Below are 24,896 nucleotides of genomic sequence, written 5' to 3' on the forward strand. Positions count from 1 at the left end.
TGAAAAAGACAGCTATCGCATTAGCAGTGGCACTGGCAGGTTTCGCTACCGTAGCGCAAGCCGCTCCAAAAGATAACACCTGGTACACCGGTGCTAAACTGGGCTGGTCCCAGTACCACGACACTGGTTTCTACGGTAACGGTTACCAGAACGGTATCGGCAACGGCCCAACCCACAAAGATCAGCTGGGTGCAGGCGCGTTCCTGGGCTACCAGGCAAACCAATACCTGGGCTTCGAACTGGGCTATGACTGGCTCGGCCGCATGCCTTACAAAGGCAGCGTGAACAACGGTGCTTTCAAAGCGCAGGGCGTTCAACTGGCCGCTAAACTGAGCTACCCAATTGCTGACGATCTGGACATCTACACTCGTCTGGGTGGTATGGTATGGCGCGCAGACTCCAAAGCTAACTACGGCAACGGCACTCGCCTGAGCGACCACGACACCGGCGTTTCTCCGCTGGCTGCTGTTGGTGTTGAATACGCACTGACCAAAAACTGGGCTACCCGCCTGGACTACCAGTTCGTAAGCAACATCGGTGACGCAGGTACCGTTGGCGCACGTCCAGACAACACCATGCTGAGCCTGGGCGTTTCTTACCGCTTCGGTCAGGATGACGTAGTTGCTCCAGTTGCTCCAGCTCCAGCTCCGGCTCCAGTTGTTGAAACCAAGCGTTTCACTCTGAAGTCTGACGTGCTGTTCAACTTCAACAAAGCAACTCTGAAGCCACAAGGTCAGCAGGCTCTGGATCAGCTGTACACCCAGCTGAGCTCCATGGATCCTAAAGACGGTTCCGTAGTTGTTCTGGGTTACACCGACGCCGTTGGTTCTGCTCAGTACAACCAGAAACTGTCTGAAAAACGCGCACAAAGCGTTGTTGACTACCTGGTCTCCAAAGGCATCCCGTCAGACAAAATCTCTGCACGTGGCATGGGCAAAGCTGATCCAGTTACAGGCAACACCTGTGGCTACAAAGCTGGCCGCGCTACCAAAGCTCAGATCGACTGCCTGGCACCAGATCGTCGCGTAGAGATCGAAGTTAAAGGTATCAAAGACGTTGTAACTCAGCCTCAGGGCTAAGTTTACTCGCTTAGTAAAAAACCCCGCATTGCGGGGTTTTTTTTCGTCTTGAATTTATCCGAGCATTCAAAGCCAGACGCAACCGAAGGCCCTCCCTCAGCCCCGTTTACTTGGGCTCTTTGCCGAGAATCGCCTTCAGGTCTTCTTTCAACGACGACATCTGGTTCGCATACTTCTCTTTGCGTTCAGCATCCTCGATAAGCTGCACCACGGTTTCCGACAGCGTAACGCCGCGGCGGCGTGCTAAAGCAGCCAGGCGTTGCCAAACCAAAAACTCCAAATCGATAGATTTTTTACGCGTATGCTGGTGTTCTGCGTTAAAATGACGTTTGCGGCGGGCGCGGATCGTTTGCTTCATCCGGTTATCCAGTTCCGGATTCATATGGGCGGCAATCCATGCAAGTACCTTTACCGGCTCATTTTCCAGCTTCAGCAGCTCGTTAACCGCTTCCTGAGCAGCGCTGTTTTCAATGTAGCGGGTAATGAGTTCCCCTTCCCGGTGCTTCTTCACCAGGTACTTCCATTTCCAACCGCTCTCCAGATTTTCCAGTTGCTGATATTTCATCTTGAGCTCTTCAGTGACCGCGTAACTTCAACTAAGCATAACAGCTTTGCGCCGAATTTCCCCGGCAATTAAGCCGTCTTTTAGACTGTTTTTTGCACAGTCATCGCGCGATGTCAAACTCCCTGACGCCAACTGGCACTCCGCATGTATCAAGCCGCCGTTATTCTTGTATAATCGCCCTTTCCCTTTTTAACGATTGCATCTAACACTTTGACCAATAACCGACTTGAATGGCAATCTTTATTGCCGGACGTAACGCCTTATCAGGCGATATTTGATACCGCCGCTCAGTTGGCACCCGTGCCCTTTTCCGCCATTCAGCCTCGGCTGGAAAATGCCCTGACGCTATTTTGCCACCCCCAATCGCCGCCGCGCTTTATGCTGTTGAAAGCGCAAGAAACGCGCGAGTACCTGGAGCTGATCGCTAACGCCGTCAAGCCGCTGCTGACGAAAAATACCGCATTCCGCGGCAGCCACTATGTCATTCAGGATGGCCAGGTCAGCGTAGCACCGGCCAGCCGTGGCGATGAACCTTTCGCCGCCGGCGGCGCTTGCGTGTTCCAGGATTGGATTGAACCCGAGCAGCTGTTTGGCTGCGTGCGGATCCACAATGGTGACATCACCCTGCAGCCAGGCCTGGTGCACCAGGCCAACGGCGGCATTCTGATCCTGTCGGCCCGGGCGCTGCTGGCCCAGCCGTTGCTATGGCTGCGACTGAAGCAAATGATCGGCCAGCGCCAGTTCCATTGGGTTTCACCCGACGAAACCCGCCCGCTGCCGGTAGCCATTCCGCCAATGCCGCTGGATCTGCGTCTGATCGTCGTCGGCGACCGCCACGGCCTGGCCGATTTCCACGATATCGAGCCGGAGCTGAGTGAACAAGCGGTCTACGGTGAATATGAAGACGACCTGCAGCTGACCGAAGTTGATGATATGGCGCAGTGGTGCGGCTACGTCAACGGCGTGATCGCCGAGCGGCAATTGCCGATGCTGGCGGCCGACGCCTGGTCGCCGCTGATCGTCCAGGCGGTGCGTTACAGTGGCGACCAGGGCATCCTGCCGCTCTCGCCGGTTTGGCTTGGTCAGCAGCTGTCCGAAGCCGCTCTGTATGCCGAAGAGGATCGCATTACCGCCAAAGCGTTTGAAGCGGCGTTGAATGCCCGCGAATGGCGTGAAAGCTATCTGGCCGAGCGTATGCAGGATGAGATCGAACTGGGCCAGATCCTGATTGAGACCGAGGGTGAAGTCGTCGGACAGATCAACGGGCTGTCAGTTCTGGATTATCCCGGTCATCCGCGCAGCTTCGGCGAACCGTCGCGCATCAGCTGCGTTGTACACCTCGGCGACGGCGAGTTTACTGACGTCGAGCGCAAAGCCGAACTGGGCGGCAACCTGCACGCGAAAGGCATGATGATCATGCAGGCGTTCCTGATCGCCGAGCTGGATCTGGATCAGCAACTGCCCTTCTCCGCCTCGATCGTCTTTGAACAATCTTACGGTGAAGTGGACGGCGACAGCGCCTCGCTGGCTGAGCTGTGCGCATTGGTCAGCGCCCTGTCTCAGCAGCCGATCACTCAACAGATCGCCGTCACCGGCTCCGTCGACCAATTCGGCAACGTACAGCCGATAGGCGGCGTTAACGAAAAGGTCGAAGGTTTCTTCGAGGTTTGTTTGCGTCGCGGTCTGACGGGCAAACAGGGCGTCGTATTGCCCGTGACCAACGTGCGCCACCTGTGTCTGCGTCAAGATATCGTCGATGCGGTGCGCGAGGGGCAGTTCCATCTGTGGGCAGTCGAAAGTGCGGCGGAAGCCTTGCCTTTGCTCACGGGTTGCCTCTACTCTGACGAACAACAGCCGAATCTGTTGGCGGCCATTCAGGAACGGATTGCGCAGGTCAGCCTGCAGGAACGCCGCCGTCCGTGGCCGCTGCGCTGGCTCAACTGGTTCAACCACGGCTGATCGGACTTGTTCAGCGTACACGTGTTAGCTAACCTGCGTCCTTCATTAAAATAAGGCTTACTGAGAACATGGTAGATAAACGCGATTCCTATACGAAAGAAGACCTCGAAGCATCCGGCCGTGGCGAGCTGTTTGGCGCCGGTGGCCCACCGTTGCCGGCAGGTAACATGTTGATGATGGACCGCGTGGTCAAGATGACCGAAGACGGCGGCACTCACAACAAAGGTTATGTGGAAGCGGAACTGGATATTAATCCGGACCTATGGTTCTTCGGTTGCCACTTTATCGGCGATCCGGTCATGCCAGGCTGCCTGGGCCTGGACGCGATGTGGCAGTTGGTCGGCTTCTACCTCGGTTGGCTGGGCGGCGAAGGCAAAGGCCGCGCGCTGGGCGTCGGTGAAGTCAAATTCACCGGCCAGGTGCTGCCAACCGCGAAGAAAGTGACCTATCGCATTAATTTCAAGCGCGTCATCACCCGCAAGTTAATCATGGGCGTCGCCGATGGTGAAGTGCTGGTTGACGGTGAAGTAATCTACACCGCCACCGATCTGAAAGTGGGCCTGTTCAAGGATACCGCAGCGTTCTAATCGCGCTGAAGAGAAGGCGGCCACCGCCTTCTCTTTTCAAGCCAATCGGCGGATTATCACTTTCGCCTTCAGTGTCTGAGTATCCCAATTCTCACGGCCTGCTTTACCCCCTGACTCCGCTATCTCTGCCCTATTCCTATCTGATGCGGCCAAATCAACAGCGGCTCAAACGCGCCCCTTATCATCGCCCTGACGGTTTTTTTCCTCCTGCTGTTTGCTTGCCTTTCAAGATCGCCTAATATGTCTACCTAGTAACTACAATAAATGTACTTGCAAAGGAATCAAATGCAAAAAACCCGTTTTAGCGATGCGCCTTGCCCGGTTGCGCGCTCATTGGATCTCGTCGGAGAATGGTGGAGCATCCTGATTCTGCGCGACGCCTTTCAAGGGCTCTCCCGATTCGACGAATTCCAGCAGAGCCTGGGGATGTCGCCAACTCTGCTGGCCCGACGGCTGAAGGATTTGGTCGCCCACGGCATTCTGCATAAGGAACTCTATCAAACGCGGCCGGCGCGCTATCAGTATCTGCTCACCGAGCGCGGCAACGATTTTCTCCCCGTGCTGGCTGCCCTCTCGCAATGGGGTAATCGCCATCTGACCGACGGTGACATCAGCGCCCAATTGATCGACAGCCGTTCCGATCAACCGATCGAGGTACAGTTGATCAATCACGACACTCAGCAACCGGTGCCGCAACGGTTTATTACGTTGGCGCCAGGGCCGGCGGCCAGCGACGGCATACATCAGCGCGCCGAGTTGATGCGGCGCCGGCGCCTCGAAAATTTCCCAGAATTGACCAAGGAGACATCATGAACCATCGTCGTATCGTCATTACCGGCATGGGCGCCGTTTCACCGCTAGGGTGCGGCGTAGAGACCATCTGGCAACGTTTGTTAAACGGAGAATCCGGTATTCGTCCTCTACCTGAAGAGATCGTGGCAGAGCTGCCGGTCAAGGTGGGAGGACAGGTTCCCGAGCTGGCGCAAGATGCCGAGGCGGGATTCAACGCCGACGCTGCCGTCGCCCCCAAGGACCAAAAGAAAATGGATCGCTTTATCCTGTTTGCCATCGCGGCGGCCGACGAAGCCATTCGTCAGGCCGGCTGGATAGCCGATACGGAGGAAAAACAGGAGCGCACCGCCACCGTCATTGCCTCGGGCATTGGCGGTTTCCCGGCGATTGCCCAAGCGGTACGCACCACGGACAGCCGAGGCGCCAAGCGCCTGTCGCCGTTCACCATCCCCTCTTTCCTCGTCAACCTGGCGGCCGGGCATGTGTCAATCAAGCACCGCTTCAAAGGCCCGATTGGCGCCCCGGTCACCGCCTGCGCGGCCGGCGTGCAGGCCATTGGCGATGCGGTGCGTCTGATCCGCAATGATGAGGCCGATATTGCGCTATGCGGCGGTACCGAGGCCGCGATAGATACCGTCAGTCTGGGCGGCTTCGCCGCCGCGCGCGCCATGTCCACTGCACCGGCCGAATTGGCGCGCCAGGCCTCCCGGCCCTTCGACAGCGCCCGGGACGGGTTTGTCATGGGGGAAGGCGCCGGCATGCTGGTGATTGAAACGCTGGAACACGCGCTGGCGCGCGGCGCCACGCCGCTCGCGGAAATCGTCGGTTATGGCACCAGCGCCGATGCCTACCACATGACCTCCGGCGCTGAAGACGGCAACGGCGCCTATCGGGCGATGAAAATCGCGTTGAAGCAAGCGAACGTCGCTCCCGAGGAAGTTCAGCACTTAAACGCGCACGCAACCTCGACCCCCGTCGGCGATTTGGGCGAAATCAACGCCATCAAGCATTTGTTTGGCAGCGCCGGGACTGTCGCCGTGACCTCGACAAAATCAGCGACCGGGCACCTGCTTGGCGCCGCTGGCGGGCTGGAAACCATCTTTACCGCCCTGGCCCTGCGCGATCAGATAGCCCCCGCGACGCTGAATCTGGATAACCCCGATCCGGCGGCGGCAGGCCTGCACCTGGTCGCGAAACAGGCGGAGTCGATGAACATGACCTACGCCTTATCAAACGGCTTCGGATTTGGCGGCGTGAATGCGAGTATTTTGCTGAAACGCTGGCGGGATGAATAAACGCTGAAACAAAAACCTCCGCCAAAGGGCGGAGGTTATTCCTTTTATTTGACAGGGAGCCGCTTAAGCGGTCACAGCCCTGTCTTCCATGGCTTCTCGCCAACCTCCCAGCCATTGAGACCGGGCGTCCACTGATGATTGGTAGGGACAATGTTCCCTGGAACGCCCTAAAATACCTGCCTGATACCCTCTCGAATGCGCCCTTTCCAGACGATCGCGTTTCTGTCTCTTCATGCCTCGTTTCCCTCATTTTGGTCTGGTGGAAAGAAAACAATGGCTGCTTTTTGCGCAGCCACGAGTAATCAATAGCGCTAAAAGAGCAGAAGATCAATGCGCAAAATTCACGCCAATGTCATATTTGTGAGCTACACACGCGGAAAAGGCTAAGTGGCTGATCTGCAGGGAAAGGATTTAACTGTTTGAAATGAAATAAAAATCCCTGCCGATGAGAAAAAAAGACTTTTCACGCCGACAGGGATTAGATGATTTTAGACCAAATTATGACTAAATGCCGCCCATCTGTGTTGCGATAGCCTGAGCCTCCTGCTGCCAGCCCTGCGCCAGGGTGCGCACCAGGGCGTCATAACCGTCCTCACCCTGTTTCAGCTCCAGGCTGAACGGCCGTTTGATCAAACGCCCCTGGCGGTTCAGCACCCACTCGCCGCGAATGATCGCTTTACCGTCAAAGCGGCCGTGGAAACCGCTGATGGTCACGTTCAGCACATCCTGATCGCTGCTCATCGGCTGCGAAGAGACCACCCAACCCGGCAGCGCGCTGCTCAGGTTGGTGACCAGCGTTTGCTGCAGCTGCTGGTCGAGCGGGCTGGCCCACAGGTTATTTTGGGCTATCACATACTGGACGTCGTTGGTCTGATACACCACGCCGCTCTGCGCCAGATAATCCGCCACGCTCACGTGCTCCAGCCACAGCTGACGCGTGGAGGCGCCGCTGCTGCTGACCGCCGCCGGCGCGCCCAGCGCCGGCAACTGATAGTAGGTCTTCTGTGGTGAACTGCTGCAGGCGCTGAGCAACAGCGCCAGGGCTACCGGGATCCATTTCATCATTTAGTGGCCTTCTTCGGCTGAGGGTCATTGCTGCCGGCGGCTTCAAACACCAGCGCGTTGCTCTTCTCATTCAGGGTGCGCAGCACCGGCTGCAGCTCACGCAACACTTGGTCGAGGCGCTGCATGTCGCCCACCATCTTGTTGTAAGCCGGTGAGCCAGGCTGGAACCCTTTCATGCTGCGGTTCAGCTCCAGCAGCGTTTTCTGCATATCCTGCGGCAGCGCCTGCATCTCTTTGCTGGCGATGATGTCGTTCAGCGACTTCATGGTCTGCTGCGTCGACTTCATGGTTTTCTGGCTTTCCGCCAGCGTTTTGGTCGCTTCGTTGATCATCGGATTGATCGGCATCGCGTTGATCTTGTCCAGTGTCTGCATCAGCTTCTGCTGGATCTGCGCCAGACCGCCGCTGGTGGTCGGCATCAGCGGATAACCGAAGACCTCACGCGGCCCTTTCCACGCCTTCTCCTGCGGATAGAAGTCGAGATCGATATACAGCGAACCGGTCAGCAGGTTGGCGGACTTCATCGAAGCGCGCATGCCGCGGGACTCGGCGTCTTTCAAGTGGCCTTCGATATCGAAGTTACCGCCCAGCTGTTTCTGGAAACGATCCGGCTCGATACGGATCAGCACCGGAATGCGGTAATCGTTATCCAGACGCTGCGCCATGCCCTCTTTATAGAACGGCACCTGCGCCACCGTGCCCAAACGGATGCCACGGAACTCGACCGGCGCACCCGGCTGCAGGCCGCGTACCGAATCGGAGAAGAACAGCAGGTAGTCTTTATGCACGGTATACAGCGAATCCTGCGTGCTGCGCTGGTTGTCGAACAGCTGATATTCCGCCTTCTCTTTCGCCTGCTCACCGCGATCCCAGCCGTCCGGCACATCGAAGCTGACGCCGCCGCTGAACAGCGTGGTCAACGACCCCATCTCCACCCGCATACCCTGCGCCGACATGTCGAACGCCACGCCGCTGTCTTTCCAGAAGCGCACGTTGGTGGTGACCAGTTGGTCATAAGGCGCGGTGATGAACAGCTGATAGCGCATGGCGCGCTCTTTAGGATCGAAGTAACTGGTCTCCACCGACCCGACGCGATAACCGCGGAACAGCACCGGATCGCCGGCGTTAAGCTGGCCCGATTTTTCGCTGTCCAGCACGATGCGCAGCCCTTTGGCGTCCGGAGATGCCAGCGGCGGCGCGTCGAGCAGCTGATAGTTGTCTTTGCCGTCTTTACCCTTGCTGCCCGGCTGCAGTTCGATATAGGCGCCGGAGAGCAGCGTACCCAAGCCGGAGACGCCTTCACGGCCAATCTGCGGCTTCACCACCCAAAAGGCGGAGTCCTGGCGCAGCAATTTCTCCATGCCGGAATTAAGGCGCGCCTGCACCATCACTTTGCTCAGGTCATCGCTCAGCGTGACGGTTTCCACCACGCCGACGTCAACGCTGCGGCTTTTGATTTTGGTTTTACCCGCTTCCAGCCCTTCCGCCGTCGTAGTGACCAGCGTCACCACCGGCCCCTGATGGCTGAAGTGGTAAAACAGGATCCAGGCGCCGATCAGCGCGGTCACGATGGGAATGATCCACACCGGCGACCAGCGTTTGATCTTCTCAACGTCCGCGACGCTATGATTATTTTCCGTCACCTTGCGGCTCCTTGTTGATTGTTTCACTTGCGCGATCCCAGGTCAGCCGGGGATCAAATGTCATGGCGGCGAACATGGTGAGGATCACCACCAACGCGAACAGCACGGCGCCCGTCGCGGGATAAATGCTCATCAACTGCCCCATTCGCACCAGCGCCGACAATACGGCGATCACAAACACGTCGATCATTGACCAGCGGCCAACGAATTCGACCACTTCATAAATCAGATGCATGCGCTCGCTGTCGGCGCGCGGCTTCTTCCTGCCGTTGGCGTCCCAGCACAGCCAGCCGATCGCCAGCATTTTCAGCGACGGCACCATGATACTGGCGATGAAAATCACCATCGCCACCGGGTAAGAACCGTCTCCCCACAGCAGGATCACCCCCGCCATGATGGTGGAGTTCATCTTGTTGCCCAGCGCCTCGGTCACCATGATCGGCATCAGGTTGGCCGGAATATACAGCATGATGGAGGTTACGAGCAGCGCCAGCGTCCATTGCAGGCTGTGGCGGCGACGCACGTAGCCCTTGGTGTGGCAGCGCGGGCAGCGCACCTGACTGGCCGGCAGGATCGCCGTGCAGCAGGCGCAGGAGCGCACGCCCTGGCGCATGCCGGTGCGCCCCACCGTCAGCGGGCGATCGAGACGCGGCGCCGGCTCGATGTCCTGCCACAGCCAGCGCCGATCCACGCACTGGAAGGCGCGAACCTGCAGCAGACAGAACAGGCAATACGGCACGAAGCTGCTGCCGATGCCGATATCGCCGTAGGCCATCAGCTTGACGAAGCTGACCAGCACCCCGGCGAGGAAAATCTCCACCATGCACCAGGTCTTGAACTGGAACAGCACCCTGGCCATCCACTCTTTAAGCCCCAGCGGCAGTCGCACTTTGGCGCACAGCAGGATGATCGCCACCATGCAGAACGCCGGGATCAGCTGCACGAACACCATAAACAGCGTGGCCATGCTGGCGTAGTCTTCCGCCACCATGACTTCCGGAATTTGAATCAGCCGGATCTCGTTGCCGAGGCCGGCGACGCGCATGTTGATAAACGGGAAGATGTTGGCCAACACCAACATGAACAACGCGCTGAGCGCGTAACCGATCGGCCGCTTGCGCGGCTCGTCCCAGCGGGCGCTGAGCGTGGTTTTGCAGCGCGGGCATACCGCTTTGCTGCCATAGGCCAGCGGCGGCAGCGCCACCAGCATGTCGCATTGCGGGCACAGTATCAGGTTATCCTGCTGCTGCGCCGCCGGTGCGGAATGACTATGCTGCTGATGATTGTTGTGGGAACACACCATATTCCTCCTCAATAACGTTGCTCACCGGCACGTCGATACCGCCCGCAGCAGCGCGCGGGCGGTATCGCAACGGTCAGCCGTTTTTCATCGCTTCCAGCTCTTCCCAGCGGACGAAGGCCTGCTCCAGCGCCTGCTCGGCGTTAGCCAGCGCAGTCAGCACCTCTTGCGTTTCGCTGTGCGGCCGCGTGAAGAAGTCGGCGTCGCTCATCTGCGCCTGCAGCGCTTCGATTTCCGCCTCCAGCTGTTCGAGCCGCTGCGGCAGCTGTTCCAGTTCGCGCAGCAGGTTGTAGCTCAGTTTGGCCGCCGCCTTCTTCGGCTGTTCGGCCTTCTTCTCCGCCGCCGGTTTGCTCGCGCTCGGCGCCGCCTGGCGAATCGGTTTCGCCGTGGCGCGCTGGTGATGCGCATCGTAGTAGCCGCCGACGAAGGCGTTGATCACGCCATTGCCTTCGAAGATCCAACACTCGGTCACCGAGTTGTCGACGAATTGACGATCGTGACTGACCAGCAACACGGTGCCCTGATAGCCGTCGATCAGCTCTTCCAGCAGCTCCAGCGTTTCGACGTCGAGATCGTTGGTTGGTTCATCGAGGATCAGCAGATTGCTCGGTTTCAGAAACAGCTTAGCCAACAGCAGACGGTTACGCTCACCGCCCGACAACGCCTTCACCGGCGTCATCGCGCGTTTCGGGTGGAACAGGAAGTCCTGCAGATAACCCAAGACGTGACGAGGGCGGCCGTTGACCATCACTTCCTGCTTGCCTTCCGCCAGGTTGTCCATCACCGTGCGCTCCGGATCGAGATCGGCGCGGTGCTGGTCGAAATAAGCCACTTCCAGCTTGGTGCCGCAGTGCACGCGGCCGCTGTCGGCTTTCAGCTGACCGAGCATCAGTTTCAGCAGCGTGGTTTTACCGCAGCCGTTAGGCCCCACCAGCGCAATCTTGTCGCCGCGTTGCACCTGAGCGGAGAAACCGCGCACCAGCACTTTCTCGCCGACCTGATAATTGACGTCTTCCAGCTCGAACACGATTTTGCCGGAGCGAGTCGCCTCTTCCACCTGCATCTTGGCGGTGCCCATCACTTCACGACGCTCTGAACGCTCGACGCGCAGCGCCTTCAGCGCGCGCACGCGGCCTTCGTTGCGGGTACGGCGCGCCTTGATACCCTGACGGATCCAGACCTCTTCCTGCGCCAGCTTGCGGTCGAACTCGGCGTTTTGCAGCTCTTCCACCCGCAGCGCTTCTTCTTTGCTCTGCAGATACAGATCGTAGTTGCCCGGCCAGGAGACCAGCTTGCCGCGATCCAGATCGACGATGCGCGTCGCCATGTTGCGGATAAACGAACGGTCGTGCGAGATGAAGACGATGCTACCGTCAAACTCTTTCAGGAAGCCTTCCAGCCAGTCGATGGTTTCGATATCCAGGTGGTTGGTCGGTTCGTCGAGCAGCAGCACGCGCGGTGAGCTCACCAGCGCGCGGCCCAGCGCCGCTTTACGCAGCCAGCCGCCGGACAGCGAAGACAGTTCGGCGTCGCCGTTCAGCCCCAGCTGCAGCAGCACTTCGCTGATGCGGCTGTCGAGCTGCCACAGCCCCTGGTGATCGAGGATCTCCATGATTTGCGCCATGCGCGCCAGGTTTTTCTCGCTCGGGTCGCTTTCCACCAGGTGCGAGATCGCGTGATACGCCTTCAGGTGTTCCGCCTGCTCCGCGACGCCTTCCGCCACGAAATCGAACACGCTGCCGCCGATATTGCGCGGCGGATCCTGTTGCAAGCGCGCCACGATCAGATCCTGTTCGTAGATCACCCGGCCATCGTCCAGCGGGATCTCTTTGCCGAGGATCTTCAGCAGCGTGGATTTACCGGCGCCGTTACGCCCGACCAGACACACGCGCTCGTTGTCTTCGATATGAATTTCGGTGTTGTCTAAAAGCGGCGCATCGCTGAAAGAGAGCCAGGCGCCGGACATGCTGATTAACGACATAGTAATTATTTTCCTTCGCCGGCGTGAGTCACCAGCCAGCAGTTGTGGATCTGACGGTTACGGGCAAAATCCTGCGACAGCGTCTTGGCGGTGATCTCTTTCGCCTCCAGACCCAACGCGCTCAGCCCTGCCATATCCATTTGGAAACCGCGCTTGTTGTTCGAGAACATGATGGTCCCGTTGCGGCGCAGCAACCGTTTCAAATCTTTCATCAGCGCCAGATGATCGCGCTGCACGTCAAAGGTGTTCTCCATCCGCTTGGAGTTAGAGAACGTCGGCGGATCGATGAAGATCACGTCGAACTGTTCGTCGGCGTTGCTCAGCCAAGACAGGCAGTCGGCCTGGATCAGCCGATGCTGGCGGCCGGTCAGGCCGTTGGCGCGCAGGTTCTTCTCCGCCCATTCCAGATAGGTGCGCGACATGTCCACCGTGGTGGTGCTGCGCGCGCCGCCCAGCCCGGCGTGCACGCTGGCGGTGCCGGTATAGGCAAACAGGTTGAGGAAGTCTTTGCCGTTGCTCATCTCGCCCAGCATGCGGCGCGCGATGCGGTGATCGAGGAACAGGCCGGTATCGAGATAGTCGGTCAGGTTGACCCACAGCTTGGCGTTATACTCTTCCACCAACAGGAACTCGCCCTTTTGCGCCAGTTTCTCGTACTGGTTTTTACCCTTCTGCCGCTCGCGGGTTTTCAGGATCAGTTGATTCGACGGCAGTTCCAGCACCGCCAACGTCGCGTTGATCACATCGAACAGGCGCTGACGCGCTTTTTGCGCATCGACGGTTTTCGGCGGCGCATACTCCTGCACGACCACCTTGCTGCCGTAGCGATCCACCGCAACGTTGTATTCTGGCAGATCGGCGTCGTACAAGCGGTAGCATTCAATGCCTTGCTGCTTCGCCCACTTGTCGAGCTTCTTCAAGTTCTTGCGCAGACGGTTGGCGAAATCTTCCGCCACCTGCACGCCGCCGGTAGCGGCGCCGGCCGGGTTTGCCGCCAGCTGATAGTTTTTCTGCACGCACTCCAGCGGGCCGTTCTTCGCTTTGAACTGGCGCTCGGCGCGCAGCTGCAGGCAGCTCAACAGCTCCGGCGAAGCGCTGAACAATGACAGCTGCCAGCCGCCAAAGGCGCTTTTCATCACGCGACCCAGCATGTTGTGCAGCGCGATCAATGCCGGTTCGCTTTCCAGACGTTCGCCGTACGGCGGGTTGCTGATCACGGTGCCGTGCGGGCCTTCCGGCAGCGGATTGGTCAAGCGCGCCACGTCACCGACGTTGAAGGTGATCAGCTCGGCGACGCCGGCGCGGCGGGCGTTGCCGCGCGCCATTTCAATCACCCGACGATCGATATCGGAGCCGAAGAAGCGAGAAGTGGTTTCCTGCAGGCCACGGCGCGCGCGCACCTGCGCTTCGGTGGTGACTTCACGCCACAGGTCGGCGTCGTGACCGTTCCAGGCGCTGAAGCCCCAGTGTTGGCGGTGCAGGCCCGGCGCACGATCGGCGGCGATCATTGCCGCTTCGATCAACAGCGTGCCGGAGCCGCACATCGGATCGAGCATCGGCGTGCCCGGCTGCCAACCGGAACGCAGCACGATGGCGGCCGCCAGGTTTTCCTTCAGCGGCGCCTGGCCGGTAAGATCGCGATAGCCGCGCTGGTGCAGGCCTTCGCCGCTCAGATCGAGGGCCACGCTGGCCATATCGCGTTGCAGGAAGACGTTAACCCGAATATCCGGCTGCTGCTTGGCGACCGTCGGGCGTTGGTCCAGTTTACGGGTGAAGCTGTCGACGATGGCGTCTTTCACCTTCAGCGCGCCATACTGGCTGTTGCGGATCTCTTCGTTCACGCCGCTGAAATGCACGGCAAAGGTTTTATCCACGCCAAAAATGCTCGGCCAGTCGATCGCCTGCACCCCGAGGTACAGATCCAGGTCGCTGTGCACGCGGAATTCGTTCAGCGGCAACAGAATGCGCGAAGCCAGGCGGCTCCAGAGCAGGCTTTGGTACAGAAGACGATCGTCACCCTGAAAATGTACCCCACCCTGCACCACTTTGCAGTCGTGAGCGCCAAGCGCTTCCAGCTCGCTTTTTAACAGTTCTTCCAATCCACGCGCCGTGCTGGCAAACAGAGAGTTCATATCGTGCTTATCACCAAAAAGAAAATTGTTGCGCATTATAGCTAATCCGCACCGCTTGTCATAAAGTTGCTCCCTTCTATTTAATCATCGCACGGAGATAAGGGTGATTACGCTTTCCAGACTCTACGTCCATCCGGTTAAATCATTGCGCGGTCTGCAGCTTTCTTACGCCCAGGTCGGCAGCAGCGGCCTGGCTTTCGACCGCAACTTTATGATCACCGAGCCGGACGGCACCTTTATTACCGCGCGCCAATACCCGCAGATGGTGTTGTTCACGCCGGCGCTGTTGCCGGACGGACTGTTCCTGACCGCGCCGGACGGCGAAAGCGCCGCCATTCGCTTCAGCGACTTCGCCGCCGCGCCGCAGCCGACCGAGGTGTGGGGCAACCATTTCACCGCGCTGATCGCGCCGGATGAGATCAACCGCTGGCTGAGCGGCTATTTCCAGCGCGACGTGCAGCTGCGCTGGCTGGGGCCGGAGTTGACCCGCCGGGTGAAGAAGCACCCTGAGATTCCGCTGACGTTTGCCGATGGCTACCCTTATCTGCTGATTAACCAGGCCTCGTTCAACGATCTGCAGCAGCGCTGCCCCGGCAGCATCAAGCTGGAGCAGTTTCGCCCCAACCTGGTGGTGAGCGGCGCAACCGCCTGGGCCGAAGACGGCTGGCAGGTGATCCGCGTCGGCGACGTGATGTTCGATCTGGTGAAACCCTGCAGCCGCTGCGTGCTGACTACCGTCAGTACCGAACGCGGCCGCAAGCATCCGAGCGGCGAACCGCTGAGCACGCTGCAAAAATTCCGCACCGCCGACAACGGCGATATCGATTTCGGCCAGAATATGATCGCGCGCAACAGCGGCATCATTCGCGTGGGCGATACGGTGGAAGTATTGTCGACCAAACCGCCGCGCCCGTATGGCGCCGGCAAAGTGGTGGAGAGCGTGCAGGCGCCGCAAGACAGCGCGCACAGCGTCACTATCGACTATGAAGGAAAGGTATTTACCGGCAACAATCAGCAGATCCTGCTCGAACAGCTGGAGCAGCAAGGCATTCGCGTGCCTTACTCCTGTCGCGCCGGGATTTGCGGCAGCTGCCGCATTACGTTGGTGAGCGGTGAGGTCGCGCCCCTGAAGAAAAGCGCGTTGGGCGACAACGGCACCATCCTGTGCTGCAGCTGCATCCCGAAAAGCGATTTAACCCTGGCGTAATCCGCCTTACACCGCCCTGTCGTAAGCCGGGGCGGCGCTTTCATCCTGCGCGCAGGGTTTCAGCCGATCGTGCATCACCTTGATGGCGTCGCCCAAAACCATGGTGCGACCGGCCACCGTCAGCTGATTTTGCGCCAGCAGGCACAGGCTGGCGTTATCCCCGGCCTCCACCACCAGCAGGCGCGCTTCCGCGCCGCTTTCCATCACTTTCACCGCCGCCAGTTCGCCGTTTTTCGGCTGCAACGGATAGTGCTGCTGCGAGAAATGCCAGCTTTTCGGCATCAGCGGTTTCAGGAAACGGTAGGCGACCAGCGCATTCAGCACCAGCTCGGCGCGCTGCTCGTGGCTGAGCTTGACCTGTTTGCACTGTTCTTCATAGGTGAAATAAAGGGCGGCGTCATCCACGCAAAAAGCGCATTCATCGAAGGCGTCCGGCGTTAACATTTTGGCCGGGAAACGTGAACGAAAGATCATACCATTAGCTAAATCCAACATTAGCCGATCGTGTTCGGCATCAAAATACCAACGCCAATTATCGTCAGGTTTTATCTTCATTTCGTATCCTTCTCGCTGCCTACGCCAACGCCGCACTCACCCTAAAAGGCGATTTTATCATCGATAAAATAGCTTAAACATCGGATAATTCCGCGAACGATATTTATGCTAACGAACAAAATATAGACGAGCCGGGGGCAGAAATAAACCCCCGGAATAAAATGAGAGGAAAAATATTAGATATGGGTAACGATATCTTTAATCAAACGCGGGCCGTGATAGATAAATCCGGAATAAATTTGCAGCAGACTCGCGCCGGCCTCCATTTTTTCGCGCGCCGCCGTCAGCGAATCGATGCCGCCCACGCCGATAATCGGCAGGCGCCCTTGCAGTTCGGTGGAGAGACGACGAATCACCTCGGTGCTGCGTGATTGCAACGGACGCCCGCTTAACCCGCCCGCTTGCTCGCAGTAATTCAATCCCTGGATCAATTTTCGATCCAAGGTGGTATTGGTGGCGATCACGCCATCGATATTATGCCGCACCAGGCTATCGGCAATTTGGATCAATTCTTCTTCTGAAAGATCCGGCGCGATCTTTACCGCCACCGGCACATATTTGTGATGGCGCGCATGTAATTCCTGCTGCTTATTTTTAATCGCCGCCAAAAGATCGTCCAGCGCTTCGCCATACTGTAAGGACCGTAACCCCGGCGTATTCGGTGAAGAGATGTTGATCGCGATATAACCGGCATACGGATAAACTTTATCCATGCAGATCAAATAATCGTCTTTACCCTGCTCGACCGGAGTGTCTTTATTCTTGCCGATATTGATCCCAAGAATGCCGCCAAAATGGGATTTCTTAACGTTTTCAACCAGATTGTCCACGCCATGGTTATTGAACCCCATGCGGTTGATCAGGCCTTCCGCCTCAACTACGCGGAACAAGCGCGGCTTGTCGTTGCCCGGCTGCGGACGCGGCGTCACGGTGCCGACTTCCACATGGCCGAAGCCCATCGCGCCGAACGCATCGATGCATTCGCCGTTTTTATCCAGACCGGCGGCCAATCCCAACGGATTTTTAAACGACAGCCCCATGCAGCTGACCGGTTTGGTCGGCACGGACTGGCGGACAAGAAACGCTAATGGGGTGCCGGTAATACGGCTGAGCTGACGAAAGGTCACTTCGTGCGCGCGCTCCGGATCGAGCTGGAACAACGCTTTCCTGATGAGGGGGTAGTACATGGACTCTCCTGATTTCCCGGTTGCAAACCGGGGGCGTATTATCCGGTATCCCCCGCCCAATTGGAATTGATTAAAGGCAAAAAAAGCCGTTTTTACGCAATCGTTTTCTCTCTTCGCCGCCAAATCGGCGCCAATCCGCTTTTGCGCATATCCAAATCAAAAAATGAGATTTAAAAAACGCGCCCAGTTGCTGGTAGGTTTAAAACACTTCCTATTGATTTTCTAATTAAACCTAACTTTTAGTTATAAGGAGTGGCAATGCGCGTTATATCACTGGCCGGTAGCCCACGCATCCCATCACGTTCCGCCGCACTGCTCTCGCTGAGTCAGAACTGGCTGCGGCAGCAAGGCGTGGAGGTGACGGCTTATACCCTGCACGACTTCGATGCCGAAGATCTGCTGTACGCCAACTTCAACAGCCCGGCGATCAAGGCCTTTGCCGACCAGTTGGCGCAGGCCGACGGCCTGCTGATCTCCACGCCGGTTTATAAGGCGTCGTTCTCCGGCGCGCTGAAAACCCTGCTGGATCTGCTGCCGGAGCGCGCACTGGATCATAAGGTGGTGCTGCCGCTGGCGACCGGCGGTTCGATCGGCCACATGTTGGCGGTGGACTATGCGCTGAAGCCGGTGCTGGCGGCGCTGAAAGCGCAAGAGGTGTTGCACGGCGTGTTCGCCGACGACAGCCAGATCCAACTGACCGGTGAAAGCGCCACGCTCACCGACGCCGTCGCCGCCCGGCTGGAAGAGGCGCTGGCCAGCTTCTACCTGGCGCTTGGCCGCCGCAAACCACCTGCGCTGCGCGTCGCCTCACCGCTGGCGACGCGCCAGACGGCCTGAAACGCCTGGAAAAGGAGAGCCTGAATGAAACAACGCATCGCTTTGCGCCGTTGGCTGAACGCCGCCGCCTTCACCGGCCTACTGTCGCTGGTCTGGGCCAACGCCGCCGCCGCCGCGCAGGATCCGGCGCAATTCCGCATCGGTTACCAGAAAGGATCGGTCAGCCTGGTGCTGGCGAAAAGCCACCGGCTGCTGGAGGAGCGTTTCCCCGCCACCCGCATCAGCTGGATCGAATTTCCCGCCGGCCCACAGATGCTGGAAGCCCTGAACGTCGGCAGCATCGATCTGGGCAGCACCGGCGATATTCCGCCGATCTTCGCGCAGGCCGCCGGGGCGGATCTGCTGTATGTCGGCGTTGAGCCACCTAAACCCAAAGCGGAAGTGATCCTGGTGCCGGAAAACAGCCCGATCAAAACCGTCGCCGATCTGAAAGGCCATAAGGTCGCCTTCCAGAAAGGATCCAGCTCGCACAACCTGCTGCTGCGATCGCTGCAAAAGGCCGGCCTGAAATTTACCGACATCCAGCCCGCTTACCTGACGCCCGCCGATGCGCGTGCCGCCTTCCAACAGGGCAATGTCGATGCCTGGGCCATTTGGGATCCTTATTATTCCGCCGCGCTGCTGCAGGGCGGCGTCCGGGTGCTCGGCGACGGCACCGATCTGAATCAGACCGGTTCCTTCTATTTGGCGGCGCGGCCGTATGTCGAAGCTAATGGCGCCTTTATCAGCCAGGTCTTGACGGTGCTGACCCAGGCCGATGCGCTGACCCGCAGCGACCGGGCGCAAAGCGTGACCCTGCTGGCCAACGCCATGGGGCTGCCGGAGCCGGTGATCGCCAGCTATCTGGATCACCGCCCACCGACCGCCATCACACCGCTCGATGCGCATACCATCGCCGCACAGCAACAAACCGCCGACCTGTTTTACGCAAACCGACTGGTGCCGGTGAAGGTCGATATCTCGCAACGCATCTGGCGCCCAAGCGCACAATAAATAATGGGAGAACATTGACGATGAGCCTGAACGTTTTCTGGTTTTTACCCACCCACGGCGACGGCCACTACCTCGGCAGCGCACAGGGCGCACGCAGCGTCGATCACGGCTATTTGCAGCAGATCGCCCAAGCGGCGGATCGGCTGGGATTCGGTGGGGTGTTGATCCCTACCGGCCGCTCGTGCGAAGACTCCTGGCTGGTGGCCGCCTCGCTGATCCCGGTCACTCAGCGGCTGAAGTTTTTGGTCGCGCTGCGGCCGGGCATCATCTCCCCTACGCTGGCGGCGCGCCAGGCGGCAACGCTGGATCGCCTGTCCAACGGGCGCGCGCTGTTCAATCTGGTTACCGGCGGCGATCCGGAAGAGCTGGCGGCAGAGGGATTGCACCTCAGCCATGAAGAACGCTACGAAGCCTCGACCGAGTTCACCCATATCTGGCGCCGGGTGCTGGAAGGCGAAACCGTCGATTTCCACGGCAAGCATATTCAGGTGAAAGGCGCCAAACTGCTGTTCCCACCGGTGCAGCAACCGCGCCCACCGCTCTATTTTGGCGGATCTTCCGCCGCCGCGCAGGATCTGGCCGCCGAACAGGTGGAACTGTACCTCACCTGGGGAGAGCCGCCGGCGCAGGTCAAAGAGAAGATCGAAGAAGTTCGCGCCAAGGCGGCGGCGAAAGGCCGCCAGGTACGCTTTGGCATCCGCCTGCATGTCATCGTGCGGGAAACCACCGAAGAGGCCTGGCGCGCGGCCGATCGGCTAATCGCTCACCTTGATGAAGAAACCATCGCCAATGCACAGCAGGCTTTTGCGCGCTTCGACTCCGTCGGCCAACGGCGCATGGCGGCGCTGCACGGCGGCAAGAAAGATAACCTGGAGATCAGCCCGAACCTGTGGGCCGGCATCGGCCTGGTACGCGGCGGCGCTGGCACCGCGCTGGTGGGCGACGGCCCGACGGTCGCGGCGCGCATGCAGGAATATGCCGATCTGGGCATCGACACCTTCATTCTCTCCGGCTATCCGCATCTGGAAGAGGCCTACCGCGTCGGCGAACTGCTGTTCCCACACCTCGATCTGGCGCAGGAGGAAACGCCCGCGCGTCTTCAGCCGGTGCGTCCACAGGGCGAAGTGGTAGCCAACATTTATGTTCCGCAAAAAGTGTCGCAGAGTTGAGGAGCGCCCCGATGGCAAATAACGCACAACGCATCCTGTACCGGCTGGCCCCTTGGGCGCTGCCGCTGGCGCTGGTGATCATCTGGCAAATCGCCGTCGAAACCGGCTGGCTGTCCAACCGCATTTTGCCGGCGCCGAGCGCAGTACTGACCGCCTTCTGGAGCCTGAGCAAAAGCGGCGAACTGTGGCAGCATCTGAGCATCAGCAGCCAGCGCGCGTTGTTAGGCTTTGCCATCGGCGGCGGCATCGGGCTTACCCTCGGTTTTATTACCGGCCTGTCGCGCTGGGGTGAACGCCTGCTGGACAGCTCGGTGCAAATGATCCGCAACGTGCCGCATCTGGCGCTGATCCCGCTGGTGATCCTGTGGTTCGGCATCGATGAATCCGCCAAGATCTTTCTGGTGGCGCTCGGCACGCTGTTTCCTATCTATCTCAATACCTATCACGGCATCAAAAACATCGATCGCGGCCTGCTGGAGATGGCGCGCAGCTATGGCCTGAGCGGCTTCCGCTTGTTCACACAGGTGGTGCTGCCGGGCGCACTGCCGTCGATCATGGTCGGCGTGCGTTTCGCCCTCGGCTTCATGTGGCTGACGCTGATCGTCGCCGAAACCATCTCGGCCAACTCAGGCATCGGTTATCTGGCGATGAACGCCCGCGAATTCCTGCAAACCGACGTGGTGGTGGTGGCGATCGTGCTGTACGCCCTGCTCGGCAAGCTGGCGGACGTGGGTGCGCAACTGCTGGAACGCGTTTGGCTACGCTGGCATCCGGCCTATCAACTGAAACAGGGAGAAGCGCTATGACCCTTCCCGCTCGCCTTGCGCAAGGCACGCCGGTGACGCTGGAGTCCATCGGCAAACGTTACGGCAACCGCACGGTGCTGGACAATATTCAGCTGCGCATTTCCGCCGGGCAGTTCGTGGCGGTGGTCGGCCGCAGCGGCTGCGGCAAGAGCACGTTGCTGCGCCTGTTGGCCGGCCTGGAACAGGCCAGCAGCGGCGCTTTGCTCAGCGGCAACGCGCCGCTCGCCGCCGCCAAAGAGGATACCCGGCTGATGTTTCAGGATGCGCGCCTGCTGCCATGGAAAACGGTGATCGACAACGTAGGGCTGGGGCTGCGCGGCCACTGGCGCGACGCGGCGCTGGAGGCGCTGGCCGCGGTCGGTTTGGCGGATCGCGCCGGCGACTGGCCGGCGGCGCTATCCGGCGGACAAAAGCAGCGGGTCGCCCTGGCGCGCGCGCTGATCCACCGCCCCCGCCTGCTGCTGCTGGATGAACCGCTCGGAGCGCTGGATGCCCTGACGCGCATCGAGATGCAAGGTCTGATAGAGACACTGTGGCAACAGCACGGTTTTACCGTACTGCTGGTCACGCACGACGTCAGCGAAGCCATCGCGCTGGCGGATCGGGTCATCCTGATCGAAGAGGGGCATATCGGGCTGGATCTCGCCATCGATCTGCCGCGGCCGCGGCGCAAGGGCTCTGCCAGGCTGGCAGAACTGGAGGCCGAAGTGCTGGAACGGGTACTATCGCCGCCTGCCGCGACGGACGCCGCGCGCCGGGCGGCGAATTGAATGAATGAAAAAGGGACGGCCCAGGCCGTCCCTTGATGTCTCTAGCGCGAAAAAATCAGGCGTCGAGCGCCTTGCTGATCTTCTCGTACAGATCGCCGGACAGGTTTTCCAACCCTTTCAGCTGTTCCAGCGCCTTACGCATCAGCGCCTGGCGGCCGGCATCGTAACGCTTCAAGCGAATCAGCGGTTCGATCAGACGCGCGGCGATCTGCGGGTTGCGCTGGTTGAGATCGCTCAGGATCTCCGCCAGGAACTGATAGCCGCTGCCGTCCGCAGCGTGGAACGCCGCCGGGTTGCCGGAAGCGAAACCGCCGATCAATGAACGAGTGCGGTTCGGGTTGCTCAGGCTGAACGAGCGGTGTTGCAGCAGCGCACGCACCTTGCTCAGCACGTCCGCCGACGGGCTGCCGCCCTGCAGCACGAACCATTTGTCCATCACCAGACCATCCTGATGCCAGCGTTCGTCGAACGCCGCCAACAGCGCATCGCGGCACGGCAACTGGGCCGCGACCGCGGCGGACAGCGCCGCCAGCGAGTCGGTCATGTTATCCGCCTGACGATACTGTTCGCTCACCAGTTGATCCGCCAGCGCCGCATCTTCGCCAAACGCCAGATAGCCCAGACAAACATTGCGCAAGGCGCGCTTGGCGATCTCGGCGTGCTCCACGCGGTAGCCGTCGGTCTTGTTGGCGTGGTACACCGCCAGCCACTCATCGGCCAGTTCCCGCGCCAGGCAGCGAACGATCGCTTCGTGCACTGCAGCGATCGCTTCCGGATCGATGGTGGCGAACAGCTCGGCGATCTCGTTCTCCGACGGCAGCGTCAGGATCTGCGCCGCCAGCGCCGGATCCAACTTCTCGTCCAGCAACACCGCACGGAACGCGTCGGCCACATGCAGCGGCAGCGACAACGGCTGTTTCTGCTGGTGCCGCGCCACGTTCAGCTTGATATAGGTCGCGAGCAGGCTCTGCGCCGCATCCCAACGCGCAAATTCATTGCGCGCGTGCTGCATCAGGAAGGTCAGCTGCTGATCGCTGTACGGATAGTCCAGCTTCACCGGCGCGGAGAATTCGCGCAGCAGCGACGGCACCGGCTTGTGCGCCACGCCGTCGAACACGAAAGTCTGCTCCGCTTCGGTGACGTTCAGCACGTTGTTGACCGGCAGACCGCCCTTCTGCAGCGCAATGACGTTGCCTTCGCTGTCGTACAATTCGATATCCAGCGGGATGTGCAGCGGCAGCTTCTCCGGCTGATCGGCGGTCGGTGCGGTTTTCTGGCTGACATGCAGGCGATATTGTTGGGTTTGTGCGTCGTACTCGTCGCGCACCGTCAACAGCGGCGTACCGGACTGGCTATACCAACGGCGGAAGCGCGACAGATCGACGTTGGATGCATCCTCCATCGCCTGCACGAAGTCGTCGCAGGTGGCGGCGCTGCCGTCGTGGCGCTCAAAATAGAGCTGCATCCCTTTCTGGAAATTCGCTTCTCCCAACAGGGTGTGCATCATGCGGATCACTTCGGAACCCTTTTCATACACCGTCAGGGTGTAGAAGTTGTTCATTTCGATCACTTTGTCCGGACGAATGGCGTGCGCCATCGGGCTCGCGTCTTCGGCGAACTGCGCGCCGCGCATCACGCGCACGTTGTCGATGCGGTTGACCGAGCGCGATCCCAGATCGGAACTGAACTCCTGATCGCGGAACACCGTCAGCCCCTCTTTCAGGCTGAGCTGGAACCAGTCGCGGCAGGTGACGCGGTTGCCAGTCCAGTTGTGGAAGTATTCATGGCCGATCACCGCTTCGATGTTCAGATAATCCTTGTCGGTGGCGGTTTCCGCCTTGGCCAGCACATACTTGGAGTTAAAGATATTTAACCCTTTGTTCTCCATCGCGCCCATATTGAAGAAGTCGACCGCCACGATCATATAGATGTCGAGATCGTATTCCAGGCCGAAGCGGGTCTCGTCCCACTTCATCGAGTTCTTCAGCGAGGTCATCGCCCAGTCGGCGCGATCCAGGTTGCCGCGATCGACGAACAGCTCCAGCGCCACCTTACGGCCGGAACGGGTGGTGAAGCTGTCGCGCAGTACGTCGAAATCCCCCGCCACCAGCGCAAACAGGTAACAAGGTTTCGGGAACGGATCCTGCCATTGCACCCAGTGGCGGCCATCGGCCAATTCGCCCTGGCCGATGCGGTTGCCGTTGGACAGCAGGAACGGATAGCGCGCCTTGTCGGCCACGATGCGGGTGGTAAAACGCGCCAGCACGTCCGGGCGATCCTGATAGTAGGTAATATGGTGGAAGCCTTCGGCTTCGCACTGCGTGCACAGCGCATCGCCGGACAGGTACAGCCCTTCCAGCGCGGTGTTTTTCGCCGGATGAATATCGTTGACGATGGTAAGAGTGAATTGTGCCGGCAAATCCTCGATGATCAGCTGGTTATCCTGCTGACGATAGGCGCCCCACGGTTGGCCGTCGACCTCAATGCTCACCAGCGTCAGATCCTCGCCATCCAGCACCAACGGTGCGCCGGCCGCGCCCTGACGTTTGATTTTGCTGACGGCGGTCACGCGCGTGTTTTCCGCGTCCAGACTGAAGTCCAAGTCGATATCGGTCGTGGTGTAATCGGGCGCGCGATAATCGTGGCGATATTTTGCCTGTGGCTGTTGTGTCATAAAAACCCTTAAACGTCTCAGTGAGTTATAGGAGCCAAGCCGCTCTTCTCAACCGCGCCGCAGCCGGTATATTCACCTGCGGCGCCCGGCGGACCTGATTGTGAATAAACTGTATCACAGCTGGCTGAAAAGCCCAGAGTCGCCGGGCGTTCGCGATAGAGAAATCAGAAGCAAGTCATAAATCGCCCACCGGGCGCAGGAGTGGGTGACCAGTGGCTAAATAAAATTCAGCATTAAATGCTAAAAAGAGGCCATCGGTGCGCCCCGGCATAGTTAAGGCGGTGCCGGCGGCATGATGGT

Annotated in this window: 21 protein-coding genes; 11 read left to right on the top strand and 10 right to left on the bottom strand. The window is 59.5% G+C overall.

Features of this window, described 5'->3' with window-relative positions:
- Positions 1–14: 14 nt before the first annotated feature.
- Positions 15–1,079: a porin OmpA gene (gene ompA, locus AC6BYQ_RS04135; RefSeq protein ID WP_498056592.1), complete on the top strand. Its 1,065-nt coding sequence runs from the start codon at positions 15–17 to the stop codon at positions 1,077–1,079.
- 106 nt (positions 1,080–1,185) lie between these two features.
- On the opposite strand, the gene matP is transcribed toward ompA, so the two are convergent.
- Positions 1,186–1,644 (bottom strand): macrodomain Ter protein MatP, encoded by a 459-nt coding sequence (matP, locus tag AC6BYQ_RS04140; protein ID WP_019454505.1) that lies wholly within the window; start codon positions 1,642–1,644, stop codon positions 1,186–1,188.
- A 210-nt stretch (positions 1,645–1,854) separates the two neighbouring features.
- On the opposite strand from matP, the gene AC6BYQ_RS04145 reads away from it, so the two are divergent.
- The 4 genes from AC6BYQ_RS04145 (at position 1,855) to fabF (ending at position 6,277) form a co-directional block, all read left to right on the top strand.
- The gene (locus AC6BYQ_RS04145; RefSeq protein ID WP_025159668.1) at positions 1,855–3,603 is read left to right on the top strand and encodes an AAA family ATPase; all 1,749 of its coding nucleotides are present in this window, start codon (positions 1,855–1,857) and stop codon (positions 3,601–3,603) included.
- A gap of 68 nt (positions 3,604–3,671) precedes the next feature.
- On the top strand, positions 3,672–4,190 hold the full coding sequence (fabA, locus tag AC6BYQ_RS04150; RefSeq protein ID WP_019454507.1) for a bifunctional 3-hydroxydecanoyl-ACP dehydratase/trans-2-decenoyl-ACP isomerase: 519 nt from the start codon (positions 3,672–3,674) through the stop codon (positions 4,188–4,190).
- A gap of 285 nt (positions 4,191–4,475) precedes the next feature.
- Positions 4,476–5,003 (top strand): winged helix-turn-helix transcriptional regulator, encoded by a 528-nt coding sequence (locus AC6BYQ_RS04155; RefSeq protein WP_154746882.1) that lies wholly within the window; start codon positions 4,476–4,478, stop codon positions 5,001–5,003.
- The gene (fabF, locus tag AC6BYQ_RS04160) at positions 5,000–6,277 is read left to right on the top strand and encodes a beta-ketoacyl-ACP synthase II (protein WP_019454509.1); all 1,278 of its coding nucleotides are present in this window, start codon (positions 5,000–5,002) and stop codon (positions 6,275–6,277) included. Before AC6BYQ_RS04155 ends, fabF begins: the two co-directional genes overlap by 4 nt.
- Positions 6,278–6,340: 63 nt before the next feature.
- Here fabF and rmf read toward each other — a convergent pair whose 3' ends face one another.
- The 6 genes from rmf to rlmKL all read right to left on the bottom strand — a co-directional run bounded on the left by rmf (position 6,341) and on the right by rlmKL (position 14,398).
- Positions 6,341–6,511 carry a ribosome modulation factor gene (rmf, locus tag AC6BYQ_RS04165; RefSeq protein WP_004928150.1) on the bottom strand — a complete coding sequence of 57 codons (171 nt, stop codon included), beginning with the start codon at positions 6,509–6,511 and terminating at the stop codon, positions 6,341–6,343.
- Positions 6,512–6,781: 270 nt separating this feature from the next.
- Positions 6,782–7,342 (bottom strand): membrane integrity-associated transporter subunit PqiC, encoded by a 561-nt coding sequence (pqiC, locus tag AC6BYQ_RS04170; RefSeq protein WP_019454510.1) that lies wholly within the window; start codon positions 7,340–7,342, stop codon positions 6,782–6,784.
- Positions 7,339–8,985, bottom strand: coding sequence for an intermembrane transport protein PqiB (pqiB, locus tag AC6BYQ_RS04175; protein ID WP_019454511.1), 1,647 nt, complete (start codon positions 8,983–8,985; stop codon positions 7,339–7,341). The genes pqiC and pqiB overlap by 4 nt, the downstream gene beginning before the upstream one ends.
- Positions 8,972–10,288 (bottom strand): membrane integrity-associated transporter subunit PqiA, encoded by a 1,317-nt coding sequence (gene pqiA / locus AC6BYQ_RS04180; RefSeq protein ID WP_019454512.1) that lies wholly within the window; start codon positions 10,286–10,288, stop codon positions 8,972–8,974. The genes pqiB and pqiA overlap by 14 nt, the downstream gene beginning before the upstream one ends.
- Before the next feature lie 73 nt (positions 10,289–10,361).
- The gene (locus AC6BYQ_RS04185; protein WP_498056353.1) at positions 10,362–12,266 is read right to left on the bottom strand and encodes an ABC transporter ATP-binding protein; all 1,905 of its coding nucleotides are present in this window, start codon (positions 12,264–12,266) and stop codon (positions 10,362–10,364) included.
- 5 nt (positions 12,267–12,271) lie between these two features.
- The gene (rlmKL, locus tag AC6BYQ_RS04190) at positions 12,272–14,398 is read right to left on the bottom strand and encodes a bifunctional 23S rRNA (guanine(2069)-N(7))-methyltransferase RlmK/23S rRNA (guanine(2445)-N(2))-methyltransferase RlmL (RefSeq protein ID WP_197667436.1); all 2,127 of its coding nucleotides are present in this window, start codon (positions 14,396–14,398) and stop codon (positions 12,272–12,274) included.
- A gap of 103 nt (positions 14,399–14,501) precedes the next feature.
- Here rlmKL and AC6BYQ_RS04195 point away from each other — a divergent pair, with 103 nt between their 5' ends.
- The gene (locus AC6BYQ_RS04195) at positions 14,502–15,605 is read left to right on the top strand and encodes a YcbX family protein (protein WP_025159671.1); all 1,104 of its coding nucleotides are present in this window, start codon (positions 14,502–14,504) and stop codon (positions 15,603–15,605) included.
- Between the two features lie 6 nt (positions 15,606–15,611).
- Here AC6BYQ_RS04195 and AC6BYQ_RS04200 read toward each other — a convergent pair whose 3' ends face one another.
- Positions 15,612–16,160, bottom strand: a complete 549-nt coding sequence (locus tag AC6BYQ_RS04200) for a cell division protein ZapC (protein WP_004928171.1) — start codon at positions 16,158–16,160, stop codon at positions 15,612–15,614.
- Positions 16,161–16,336: 176 nt separating this feature from the next.
- Positions 16,337–17,347, bottom strand: a complete 1,011-nt coding sequence (gene pyrD, locus AC6BYQ_RS04205) for a quinone-dependent dihydroorotate dehydrogenase (RefSeq protein WP_019454516.1) — start codon at positions 17,345–17,347, stop codon at positions 16,337–16,339.
- 258 nt (positions 17,348–17,605) lie between these two features.
- On the opposite strand from pyrD, the gene ssuE reads away from it, so the two are divergent.
- From ssuE to ssuB, 5 genes are read left to right on the top strand one after another with little or no spacing between them, the layout of a single operon-like run.
- Positions 17,606–18,184, top strand: coding sequence for an NADPH-dependent FMN reductase (gene ssuE / locus AC6BYQ_RS04210; protein WP_019454517.1), 579 nt, complete (start codon positions 17,606–17,608; stop codon positions 18,182–18,184).
- A 24-nt stretch (positions 18,185–18,208) separates the two neighbouring features.
- Positions 18,209–19,177, top strand: coding sequence for a sulfonate ABC transporter substrate-binding protein (locus tag AC6BYQ_RS04215; RefSeq protein ID WP_498056354.1), 969 nt, complete (start codon positions 18,209–18,211; stop codon positions 19,175–19,177).
- Positions 19,178–19,197: 20 nt separating this feature from the next.
- Positions 19,198–20,346 (top strand): FMNH2-dependent alkanesulfonate monooxygenase, encoded by a 1,149-nt coding sequence (gene ssuD / locus AC6BYQ_RS04220; RefSeq protein ID WP_063919138.1) that lies wholly within the window; start codon positions 19,198–19,200, stop codon positions 20,344–20,346.
- 11 nt (positions 20,347–20,357) lie between these two features.
- Positions 20,358–21,152: an aliphatic sulfonate ABC transporter permease SsuC gene (ssuC, locus tag AC6BYQ_RS04225; protein ID WP_019454520.1), complete on the top strand. Its 795-nt coding sequence runs from the start codon at positions 20,358–20,360 to the stop codon at positions 21,150–21,152.
- On the top strand, positions 21,149–21,922 hold the full coding sequence (gene ssuB, locus AC6BYQ_RS04230; RefSeq protein WP_019454521.1) for an aliphatic sulfonates ABC transporter ATP-binding protein: 774 nt from the start codon (positions 21,149–21,151) through the stop codon (positions 21,920–21,922). Before ssuC ends, ssuB begins: the two co-directional genes overlap by 4 nt.
- Positions 21,923–21,977: 55 nt before the next feature.
- Here ssuB and pepN read toward each other — a convergent pair whose 3' ends face one another.
- Positions 21,978–24,596 carry an aminopeptidase N gene (pepN, locus tag AC6BYQ_RS04235; RefSeq protein WP_019454522.1) on the bottom strand — a complete coding sequence of 873 codons (2,619 nt, stop codon included), beginning with the start codon at positions 24,594–24,596 and terminating at the stop codon, positions 21,978–21,980.
- Positions 24,597–24,896: the final 300 nt, after the last annotated feature.

The organism is Serratia sp. LTN-2, from assembly GCF_059740205.1.

Bases quoted from the DNA above. Each gene is read 5' to 3' on its own strand.
- matP (WP_019454505.1), bottom strand. From the start codon at position 1,644: ATGAAATATCAGCAACTGGAAAATCTGGAGAGCGGTTGGAAATGGAAG.
- fabA (WP_019454507.1), top strand. From the start codon at position 3,672: ATGGTAGATAAACGCGATTCCTATACGAAAGAAGACCTCGAAGCATCC.
- AC6BYQ_RS04155 (WP_154746882.1), top strand. From the start codon at position 4,476: ATGCAAAAAACCCGTTTTAGCGATGCGCCTTGCCCGGTTGCGCGCTCA.
- fabF (WP_019454509.1), top strand. From the start codon at position 5,000: ATGAACCATCGTCGTATCGTCATTACCGGCATGGGCGCCGTTTCACCG.
- rmf (WP_004928150.1), bottom strand. From the start codon at position 6,511: ATGAAGAGACAGAAACGCGATCGTCTGGAAAGGGCGCATTCGAGAGGG.
- pqiC (WP_019454510.1), bottom strand. From the start codon at position 7,342: ATGATGAAATGGATCCCGGTAGCCCTGGCGCTGTTGCTCAGCGCCTGC.
- pqiA (WP_019454512.1), bottom strand. From the start codon at position 10,288: ATGGTGTGTTCCCACAACAATCATCAGCAGCATAGTCATTCCGCACCG.
- AC6BYQ_RS04185 (WP_498056353.1), bottom strand. From the start codon at position 12,266: ATGTCGTTAATCAGCATGTCCGGCGCCTGGCTCTCTTTCAGCGATGCG.
- rlmKL (WP_197667436.1), bottom strand. From the start codon at position 14,398: ATGAACTCTCTGTTTGCCAGCACGGCGCGTGGATTGGAAGAACTGTTA.
- AC6BYQ_RS04200 (WP_004928171.1), bottom strand. From the start codon at position 16,160: ATGAAGATAAAACCTGACGATAATTGGCGTTGGTATTTTGATGCCGAA.
- pyrD (WP_019454516.1), bottom strand. From the start codon at position 17,347: ATGTACTACCCCCTCATCAGGAAAGCGTTGTTCCAGCTCGATCCGGAG.
- ssuE (WP_019454517.1), top strand. From the start codon at position 17,606: ATGCGCGTTATATCACTGGCCGGTAGCCCACGCATCCCATCACGTTCC.
- AC6BYQ_RS04215 (WP_498056354.1), top strand. From the start codon at position 18,209: ATGAAACAACGCATCGCTTTGCGCCGTTGGCTGAACGCCGCCGCCTTC.
- ssuD (WP_063919138.1), top strand. From the start codon at position 19,198: ATGAGCCTGAACGTTTTCTGGTTTTTACCCACCCACGGCGACGGCCAC.
- ssuC (WP_019454520.1), top strand. From the start codon at position 20,358: ATGGCAAATAACGCACAACGCATCCTGTACCGGCTGGCCCCTTGGGCG.
- ssuB (WP_019454521.1), top strand. From the start codon at position 21,149: ATGACCCTTCCCGCTCGCCTTGCGCAAGGCACGCCGGTGACGCTGGAG.
- pepN (WP_019454522.1), bottom strand. From the start codon at position 24,596: ATGACACAACAGCCACAGGCAAAATATCGCCACGATTATCGCGCGCCC.